The 8,960-nt window shown below is 67.4% G+C and carries 8 protein-coding genes; all 8 read right to left on the bottom strand.

Annotated elements, in window-relative coordinates; all coding sequences use genetic code 11:
• A partial coding sequence (locus FVW20_RS01275; protein ID WP_231038763.1) for a DNA polymerase III subunit delta occupies window positions 1-1,080 on the bottom strand: 1,080 nt, incomplete at its 3' end.
• Between the two features lie 91 nt (window positions 1,081-1,171).
• On the bottom strand, window positions 1,172-1,690 hold the full coding sequence (gene lptE / locus FVW20_RS01280; protein ID WP_196607960.1) for an LPS assembly lipoprotein LptE: 519 nt from the start codon (window positions 1,688-1,690) through the stop codon (window positions 1,172-1,174).
• A gap of 80 nt (window positions 1,691-1,770) precedes the next feature.
• The gene (gene leuS, locus FVW20_RS01285; protein ID WP_196607964.1) at window positions 1,771-4,260 is read right to left on the bottom strand and encodes a leucine--tRNA ligase; all 2,490 of its coding nucleotides are present in this window, start codon (window positions 4,258-4,260) and stop codon (window positions 1,771-1,773) included.
• A 311-nt stretch (window positions 4,261-4,571) separates the two neighbouring features.
• Window positions 4,572-5,069 (bottom strand): transcription antitermination factor NusB, encoded by a 498-nt coding sequence (nusB, locus tag FVW20_RS01290; protein WP_196607961.1) that lies wholly within the window; start codon window positions 5,067-5,069, stop codon window positions 4,572-4,574.
• Window positions 5,070-5,073: 4 nt separating this feature from the next.
• A complete protein-coding gene (gene ribH, locus FVW20_RS01295; protein WP_015946709.1) occupies window positions 5,074-5,544 on the bottom strand; it encodes a 6,7-dimethyl-8-ribityllumazine synthase in 471 nt (156 codons plus the stop codon).
• A gap of 100 nt (window positions 5,545-5,644) precedes the next feature.
• Window positions 5,645-6,874, bottom strand: a complete 1,230-nt coding sequence (locus FVW20_RS01300) for a bifunctional 3,4-dihydroxy-2-butanone-4-phosphate synthase/GTP cyclohydrolase II (protein WP_167122492.1) — start codon at window positions 6,872-6,874, stop codon at window positions 5,645-5,647.
• Between the two features lie 89 nt (window positions 6,875-6,963).
• Entirely contained in the window at window positions 6,964-7,656 is a 693-nt protein-coding gene (locus FVW20_RS01305) for a riboflavin synthase (RefSeq protein WP_196607962.1), read from the bottom strand.
• A gap of 45 nt (window positions 7,657-7,701) precedes the next feature.
• Window positions 7,702-8,925, bottom strand: coding sequence for a bifunctional diaminohydroxyphosphoribosylaminopyrimidine deaminase/5-amino-6-(5-phosphoribosylamino)uracil reductase RibD (gene ribD / locus FVW20_RS01310; protein WP_196607963.1), 1,224 nt, complete (start codon window positions 8,923-8,925; stop codon window positions 7,702-7,704).
• Window positions 8,926-8,960 lie beyond the last annotated feature (35 nt).

Here is an 8,960-nt window from a genome sequence, read left to right on the forward strand (position 1 = left end):
GGGGTGTCCCCCGCCCGCCTGCCCGGGTCCGGCCTGGCCGGTGCCGGTCGCAGCGCGGCGGCTGCGGGCGAACAGGGTGAACAGCCCGGCCACCAGCATTTCCATGGCCTGTTCGGGCGAGCGTTCGCCGCTCTTGATGCCCAGTTCCGCCTCCAGCGCCATATCCCATATCCGGGCAAGTCCGGCATGGCCCAACTGGCGGGCCAGTTGCTGCTTGGGCGGCAGGACCGAGGGGGGCAGGCGCACCGGCTCTCCCGCCAGCAACTGCCACAGGATGCGCGTTTCGCGCAGCAGCATGCCCAGGAAGGGGAAGAGCATGGAATCGCCGCCCAGACGGTCGCGCAGCACCTGACGCCACACGGTCATGGGGGCGTTGCCCGCCTGCAGCGCCCGCATGAAGGCAAAGATGTCGATGTCCGCCGCGTGGTCCACCAGCGCGGCCATGGCCGGGGTAACCTCTCCGTCGCCAGCGGCCAGCGAGAGCTTTTCCAGTTCGGTGGCGATGGCGGTGGCGTCGGGTGGAAGGGCGGCGCAGATCGCCTCCAGCGCGCCGGGGGCAAAGCGGATGGCGCGCGAGGCGGCATGCTGGCGCACGAAGGTGGCCACGCCGCGCTCGTCCAGGCCGGGCGAGCGCCATATCCACTTTTGCTTGTCCGCAAAGTCCAGGCAGCGCAGCCTGGCGATGTGGGCGGGCAGCTTGGGCTGGCCCTTGTCGAAGGGTACCTCCAGGCACAGGAACGGCCATGCCAGCGGATTGGGCTTGGCCAACGCGGCGGAGATGCGCTTCCACGTTTCCGCGGGCAGGTTCTGGGCGTTGCGCACCACCAGGGCGCGCGGCGTGGCGAACAGCCCCTGGAGCGTCAGGTGTTCCCAGAAGGCGGGGGGCAGGAGCTCGTCGCCCCAGAAGGCCTGGCGGTCCCATGCCGCGGGCGCGGCCATGCCCCCAAGCTCGCCGGACATGGAGGCCGCAGCGGAATCGTCACCCGCCGCTGGCGGGTGCGCGGCCAGCAGCGCGTCGATGCGGTCGCGGGTCAGGCGGGCGTCGGGGCAGATGCAGATGGTGAAGCCGGGTCGGGTCATGCAGTCACCGTGGGGTTGCGGGGCGGCAACAAGAAGGCCCGAAGGGAACGCCTCCCCTCGGGTCGTTTATATCCGGGCCTTGGCCTGCGGTCTAGAAGCGCTGGCGCATCTTGTCCACCAGCCGTCGCACCAGTTCGATGCCCACCTTTTCGGCGGCGTCGCGTTCGTTGTAGGTGTCGTACGAGTCGGAGTAGCCGACGACTCCGGACTCCCAGACCACGGCGTTGGTGGCGCCATCGTACACGGTGACCGCTGCGGCCATGGAGGCGGTGTACAACTGCGTCCTGTCGTCGGAGTCGCGCACGTCGCCGCGTAGGCGGAAGTAGTGCACCCGCAGCTTGACCTCGTAGTCCGCGCGCCCGTCGTCCTTCCATACCGCCAGGCTGCGCGCGGCTATCTCGTCGCGCAGGGAGGAACGCAGGATGTACGGCAGCCAGGAGTACATGGTGGGGTTGTCCACGCTCTTGATCTTGAGGGTCTTGCTGCCGTCGCCGAAGATGCCGGTTTCCTCGCTGGTCAGGTTGTAGCCCGCGCAGCCGGTCAGAGCGGACAGGGCGAACAGGGCGAACAGGGCGGCCAGCAGGGCCAAGACCGGGAGGATGCGCGGCATGCGCCGCGTCATGCGGGACAGGAATCCGCCGTTGCCGCCCGCACGGGGGCCAAGGTTCCTGAAGGACGCGGCGGCCATGGCTAGCCGACCACCACGTTGACGAGCTTGCCGGGAATGACGACGACCTTGCGCACGGTGACATCCTCCAGATGGCGGGCCACGTTGGGTTCCGACAGGGCGGCGGCCTCTATGGCCTTGGCGTCCGCCCCTGCGGGCACGCTGACGCGGCCGCGCAGCTTGCCGTTGATCTGGACCACGATGGTTTCCTCGTCACGGGCCAGGGCTTCCTCGCTCCACTGCGGCCACGGCTCGTCGGTGATGCGACCGGCGTTGCCTACGCTGGCCCACAGTTCCTCGGCGATGTGCGGGGTGATGGGCGAAAGCAGCGTGAGCACGGTGGCCACGGCGCTGGACAGCACCTTCCGCCCGCCCTCGTCGCCGGACAGTTCGTCCTTGGCCAGGTACAGGGCGTTGACCAGTTCCATCACCGCCGCGATGGCCGTGTTGAACTGGAACCTGTCGCTGATGTCCGCCCCGGCCTTGCGCACCGTGGCATGTTCCTTGTTGCGCAGGTCCTTGCCCTGGGGCGTTGCCGCGTCCGCCGCCGTGGCCGAACAGGCCTTCACCGGCAGGAGCACGCCGGAAAGTTCCTCGGCCAGGCGCCAGATGCGCCCGATGAAGCGGTAGGAGCCTTCGATGCCGGAATCGCTCCAGTCGAAGTCGCGTTCCGGCGGCGCGGCGAACAGGCAGAACAGACGCACCGTGTCCGCCCCGTAGCGGGCGATCATTTCGGTGGGGTCCACCACGTTGCCCTTGGACTTGGACATCTTGGCCCCTTCCTTCAGCACCATGCCCTGGGTGAGCAGGTTGGCGAAGGGTTCGTCCAGGTCCATGTAGCCGCAGTCGCGCAGTGCCTTCACGAAGAAGCGAGAGTAGAGCAGGTGCAGGATGGCGTGCTCCACGCCGCCGATGTACTGGTCCACGGGCATCCAGTACTTCAGTGCGGCGGGGTCGAACGCGCCGTCGTCCTTGCTGGCGCTGGTGTAGCGCGCGAAATACCACGAGGACTCCACGAAGGTGTCCATGGTGTCGGTTTCGCGGCGGGCCTTGCCGCCGCACTTGGGGCAGGTGCATTCCGCGAATTCGGGGGTGTCGGGCAGTGGCGAGCGGCCATCCTCGTGGGTGCGCACTTCCAGGGGCAGCAGCACGGGCAGGTTCTCGTCCTTTTCGGCAACCACGCCGCAGGCATCGCAGTACACCACGGGAATGGGCGCGCCCCAGTACCGCTGGCGCGAGATGTTCCAGTCGCGCAGGCGGTAGTTGACGGTGCGGCGACCCTTGCCGGAGGTTTCCAGCGAATCGGCGATCTTCTGCTTGGCGGCCTCGTTGGGCAGGCCGTCGAATTCGCCGGAATTGACCAGCAGGCCCGCCTCGGTCCAGGCGGCCTGCATGGCGGCGGTGTCCAGCGCGTCGCCTTCCGGCTGGATGACAACCTGCATGGGCAGGTCGTACTTGCGGGCGAATTCGAAGTCGCGCTGGTCGTGCGCGGGCACGGCCATGACCGCGCCGGTGCCGTATTCGGCCAGCACGAAGTTGGCCACCCAGATGGGCATGCGGCGCCCGGTGAAGGGGTTCACGCAGTAGGCGCCGGTGAACACGCCTTCCTTCTCCAGGTCGTCCGACTGGCGCACGATGCGGTCCATGTTGCGGATGCGCTCCACGAAGGCGCGCACCGCCGGGGCCTCGGGCTTTCCGTCAATGAGCTGTTCCACCAGCGGATGTTCGGGGGCAAGGCTCATGAAGGTGGCGCCGAACACGGTGTCCTGCCGGGTGGTGAACACGGTGATGGAACTGTCGGTACTCTCCAGCGGGAACACGATCTCCGCGCCGATGGACTTGCCGATCCAGTTGCGCTGCATGCTCACCACGCGCTCGGGCCAGCCCGCCTCCAGCTTGTCGAGGTCGGCCAGCAGTTCTTCCGCGTAGTCGGTGATGCGCAGGAACCACTGGGTCAGGTTCTTCTGCTCCACGGCGGAATCGCAGCGCCAGCACAGCCCTTCGATGACCTGCTCGTTGGCGAGCACGGTGTGGCACTTGGGGCACCAGTTCTGCGGGGCCTGCTTGCGGTACACCAGGCCCTTTTCGAAGAACCGCAGGAAGAACTGCTGCTCCCAGCGGTAGTATTCGGGCGTGCAGGTGGCCAGCTCGCGCCGCCAGTCATACGAGTAGCCAAGGCGGCGCAACTGGGTGCGCATGTTGTCGATGTTGGAAAAGGTCCACTTGGCGGGATGGGTGCCGTGCTTGATGGCGGCGTTTTCCGCAGGCAGCCCGAAGGCGTCCCAGCCCATGGGGTGCAGCACGTTGAAGCCTTGCATGCGCTTGAAGCGCGCCACCACGTCGCCGATGGAGTAGTTGCGCACGTGCCCCATGTGGATGTTGCCCGAAGGGTAGGGGAACATCTCGAGCACGTAGTACTTGGGCTTGTCGGAGTGGTGGTCGCAGTGGAAGGCGCCGCTTTCTTCCCAGGTGCGCTGCCATTTGATTTCGATGGACTGGTGATCGTATTTCATGCCGCGTTCGGGTTTCATGCCGCGATGGTCCTTGTGGGCTGGTCCTTGTGGGCTGGCCCTTGCGGGCTGGCCCCTGACCGCCTGCCGTGCCACTGCCGACCGGTGCCTGTTCCGGTCGCCTGTGGCGGCGGGTGTCGGGTCTGGTGTCTGGTCCGGTCCTGAACAGGCATGTGCGCGCCTGCCGGGAAGACCGAGGGCGCGAGCCCGTCAGACCGTAGCCTTTCGGACGCGCGCCTTCAAGTGCCAATTGCGCATTCGCGGGGTGATTCCGGGCGGTTAAGCGCCGCAGAACTTTCCGCCAGCACCGGGGCCTACTGCCCCTTGGGAGTTAGTCGGCCCGATTCCACCGCGCGGGCCACCGCGTCGAGAATGCCGTTGATGAAACCGCGCGAGTTGTCGTCGCCGAACTGCTTGGAAAGTTCGATGGCCTCGTTCATGGCCACCTTGGCGGGCACGTCATCGCGGAACAGCATTTCGTACACGGCGATGCGCAGCAGCGTCAGTTCCACGCGGCCCATGCGCTCCACGCGCCAGTTCTGCGAAAAGCCGGACACGGCCTCGTCCAGTTCGGCCTGGGTCTTCCACACGCCGTGGATGACTTCCCATGCGTAGCCCTGCGGGGCGGTGGCGGGGTTGTGCCGTTCGGCCTTTTCGTCCTCGGCGGTGCGGTCGGCCACATCGGGCGATGCGGCATACGCCGCGCGCAACGCGCCTTCGCTGGTGGCCGGGGTAAAGCTGAGCCCGTACAGCACCTGGAAGGCCAGCGCGCGCTCGCTGCGCCGGGTGGGTTTTTTGCCCTGGTTGGCCATGGGGTTACAGCTGCTCCATCACGCGCACGGTTTCCAGCACGGCGGCGGCGGCTTCCACGCCCTTGTTGCCAGCCTTGGTGCCCGCGCGTTCGATGGCCTGCTCGATGGAGTCGGTGGTCAGCAGGCCGAAGCCCACGGGCACGCCGGAATCGAGCGAAATGTGGGCCAGGCCCTTGGTGGCTTCGCCGGCCACGAAGTCGAAATGGGGGGTGGCCCCGCGAATGACGGCGCCCAGGGCGATGATGCCGTGGTAGCGGCCGCTCTTGGCCAGCTTCTGGGCCACGATGGGCATTTCGAACGCGCCGGGAATGCGAACGATGGTCATGTCCTCGCGCTCGCAGCCGTGGCGGGCCAGGTAGTCCACCGCGCCGCCCACCAGACGGTCCACGATGAAGTCGTTGAAGCGGGTGGCGATGATGGCGAACTTCAGGCCCTTGGCGTCGAACTGGCCCTCGATGGTCTTGACGTGCAGCATTGGGGGTCTCCTTTTCCGGCGGCGCGCCGGGGCGTGATATGGGGCCGTCCTCCGCCCGCGCCGGGTTGTGCCGGGCACGGGCGGGGCGGTTGCGTGTCGGTTAGATTTCGCTCGGCGTATCGGTGTGCTTCAGTTCGAGAAGATGGCCCATCTTCTCCTTCTTGGTGCGCAGGTACGTCTCGTTGAAGGAGCAGGATTCCAGTTCCACGGGTACCCGTTCCACCACATCGATGCCGTAGCCTTCAAGGCCGATGATCTTCTTGGGGTTGTTGGTCATCATGCGCATCTTGCGCACGCCAAGGTCCACCAGTATCTGCGCGCCGATGCCGTAGTCGCGCAGGTCCGCCTTGAAGCCCAGCTTGTGGTTGGCCTCCACGGTGTCGTAGCCCTGGTCCTGCAAGGCATAGGCGCGGATCTTGTTGGCAAGGCCGATGCCGCGCCCTTCCTGGCGCATGTACAGCAGCACGCCCTTGCCTTCGCCTGCGATCTGGCACATGGCCGCCGCAAGCTGGCCGCCGCAGTCGCAGCGCATGGAACCCAGCACGTCGCCGGTCAGGCATTCGCTGTGCACGCGCACCAGTACCGGCTCGCCGGGGGTGATGTCGCCCTTGACGAGGGCCAGGTGGGTTTCGTCGTGCAGTTCGTTCTCGTAGGCGATGACGCGGAATTCGCCGTACTTGGTGGGCATCTGCGCTTCTGCCACGCGCTTCACGGACAGCAGGCCCGACTGCATGCGGTAGCGGATGAGATCGCGGATGGTGGCGATCTTCATGTCGTGCTTTTTCGCGAACTCGATCAGGTCGGGCATGCGGGCCATTTCGCCGTCGTCGCGCATGATCTCGCAGATCACCGCCGCGCCCTTCAGCCCGGCCAGCTTCGACAGGTCCACGCTGCCTTCGGTCTGTCCCGCGCGCACCATGACGCCGCCCTTTTGGGCTCGCAGCGGAAAGATGTGACCGGGGGTCACCAGGTCTTCGGGCTGGGCCTCGTCGGCAACGGCGGCCAGGATGGTGGTGGCGCGGTCGGCGGCGGAGATGCCCGTGGTCACGCCCTTGCGCGCCTCGATGGACACCGTGAAGTTGGTGCCGAACTTCGAGCCGTTGCGGCGGGTCATCATGGGCAGTTGCAGCTTGTCCACCTGCGCCGGTTCAAGGGCCAGGCAGATCAGGCCGCGCCCGTGCGTGGCCATGAAGTTGATGATCTCGGGGGTGACGTGTTCTGCGGCGATGGTCAGGTCGCCTTCGTTCTCGCGGTCTTCGTCGTCCACGAGGATGATCATCTTACCCTTGCGGATTTCCTCGATGGCTTCCTCGGTCTTGCAAATGGGCATGGCTACCTCTGGATATGCGGCGCCGCCCCGTGCGGGCGCGGCGTTCTGGACATGGGTGAAGACCCGGCCCCGGCGTTCTGCGAAAACGCCTAGAAGCCGTGTTCCTTCAGGAATTCCACGGTCAGCGCGCCACCCCCGCCGGAGCCGGAAGCAGCATGGCCGGTGGCGGATGCGCCGCCCTGCCATGCCGAAAGCATGCGCTGCACGTACTTGCCGATGAGGTCCGTCTCCATGTTCACGCGGACTCCGGGCTTCCACCCTGCGATGGTGGTGACCCGCTGCGTTTCGGGGATGACGTTGACCTCCAGAAAATCCGGGCCGCAATGATTAACCGTCAGGCTCACCCCGTCAAGGGCCACGGAGCCCTTGGGGATGACCTGGGGGCCGAATTCCTGCGGAAACTTCAGCCGGTAGCGGCGCGATTCGCCTTCTTCGCGCACCTCGGCCACGGTGGCCACGCAGTCCACGTGACCGGCCACCATGTGTCCGCCCAGCCGGTCGCCCATGGCCAGCGCGCGTTCCAGGTTCACCCTGTCGCCGGTCTTGAGGTCGCCGAGGGTGGTCAGGCGCATGGTTTCCGCGGATGCGTAGCAGGTGTACCACGCCGCATCGCGGCTGCCTCCGTGGGTTTCCACGGTCAGGCACACGCCGTTGGCCGCGATGGATTCGCCCACCACGATGTCGGACAGCACGAACAGGGGCCGGATGCGCAGGCGGGTTTCCTTGCCCGCGCTTTCCACGGCCACGATGCCGCCCTGTCCCTGAATGATGCCGGTGAACATGAACTGTCTCCGAGGCGGCGCGCCGCCGTTGTCTGGAACGTATCACTACGCCTTGGGGCGCAGTGTGATGACAAGGTCTTCGTCGCTGGTGGCGGTGGCGGCCACGCGCAGGCCCAGCGCATCGTCCATGCGCAGGGGCGCGCGCCCGTCGAACAGGGGACGCGCCGCGTTGTCGCCCAGCACCTTGGGGGCCAGGTGCAACTCGAATTCATGCACCAGCCCGGCTTCCAGCAGGGCCAGCCCCAACTGGCCGCCGCCCTCGCACAGCACGTACAGGCAACCGGCTTCGCTGCGCAACCGGGCCAGGCCCACGCGCAGGTCCAGCCCAGTGCCGCCTGTGCTCTCCGTGCCGCTCAGGCTCGGCAGGCCCCACACCCGTGCGCCGGTGGCGCGTACCGTGTCCGCAGCCGGGGATGCCGCAGCGGCCTCGGTGGTCCAGAAAATGGCGTCCGCCGCCCGCTGTTGCAGCAGAACAAGGTCGCCAGCCCGCGCGGCCACCTCGTCCATGCGCGAGGTGACAGCCACGGCCAAAGGCTGGCGGCGCGGGGCGGCTGCATCGTCAACGTTGGGGCACCCCCCTTGGGGGGCGACGGGAAAAGCATCCGAAAAATCGCCGCAGCGGGCGGTAAGCAGCGGGTTATCGGCGAACAGGGTTCCACCGCCCACCAGCACCGCCCCCCCGGCATGGCCCGCGCCCGCGCGGATGGCATGCACCCGGCGGCGCGAAGCCGGGCAGCTTATCCACTGCGAATGGCCCGTGCGGGTGGCGATGCGCCCGTCCAGCGTGCTGGCCAGCTTCAGGATGACGTAGGGCAGGTCCGTCTTTTTCCAGGTGACGAAGTCGGCCACCAGGTCGCGGCAGTCCTGCTCGCACACGCCCATTTCAACATGCACGCCGTGCTGGCGCAAAAATTCCGCACCGCCCCTGGCCACGGGGTTGGGGTCGGCCATGCCCACCACCACGTGGCGGATGCCCGCATCCAGCACCGCCCGCGAACAGGGGGGCGTCTTGCCGTGGTGGTTGCACGGCTCCAGCGTGACCACCAGGGTGCAGGCTGCCGGGTTTACGCCATTGGCCGCCGCGTCGCGCAGGCATTCCACCTCGGCATGGGGCATGCCGCAGGCCGTGTGATAGCCGTGCGCCACCACCTGGCCGTCGCGCACCAGCACCGCGCCCACCGTGGGGTTGGGCGCTGCGCGCCAGCGACCCCGCCGGGCAAGGGCGATGGCCTCGCGCATGAAAATTTCAAAGGGATGCGGCGCGGTCATGGGCGCTACCTGTTCCCGCAGGCGCAGCCGCCCCC

It is taken from the genome of Nitratidesulfovibrio oxamicus (assembly GCF_015731765.1).
Classification (GTDB): domain Bacteria; phylum Desulfobacterota; class Desulfovibrionia; order Desulfovibrionales; family Desulfovibrionaceae; genus Cupidesulfovibrio; species Cupidesulfovibrio oxamicus.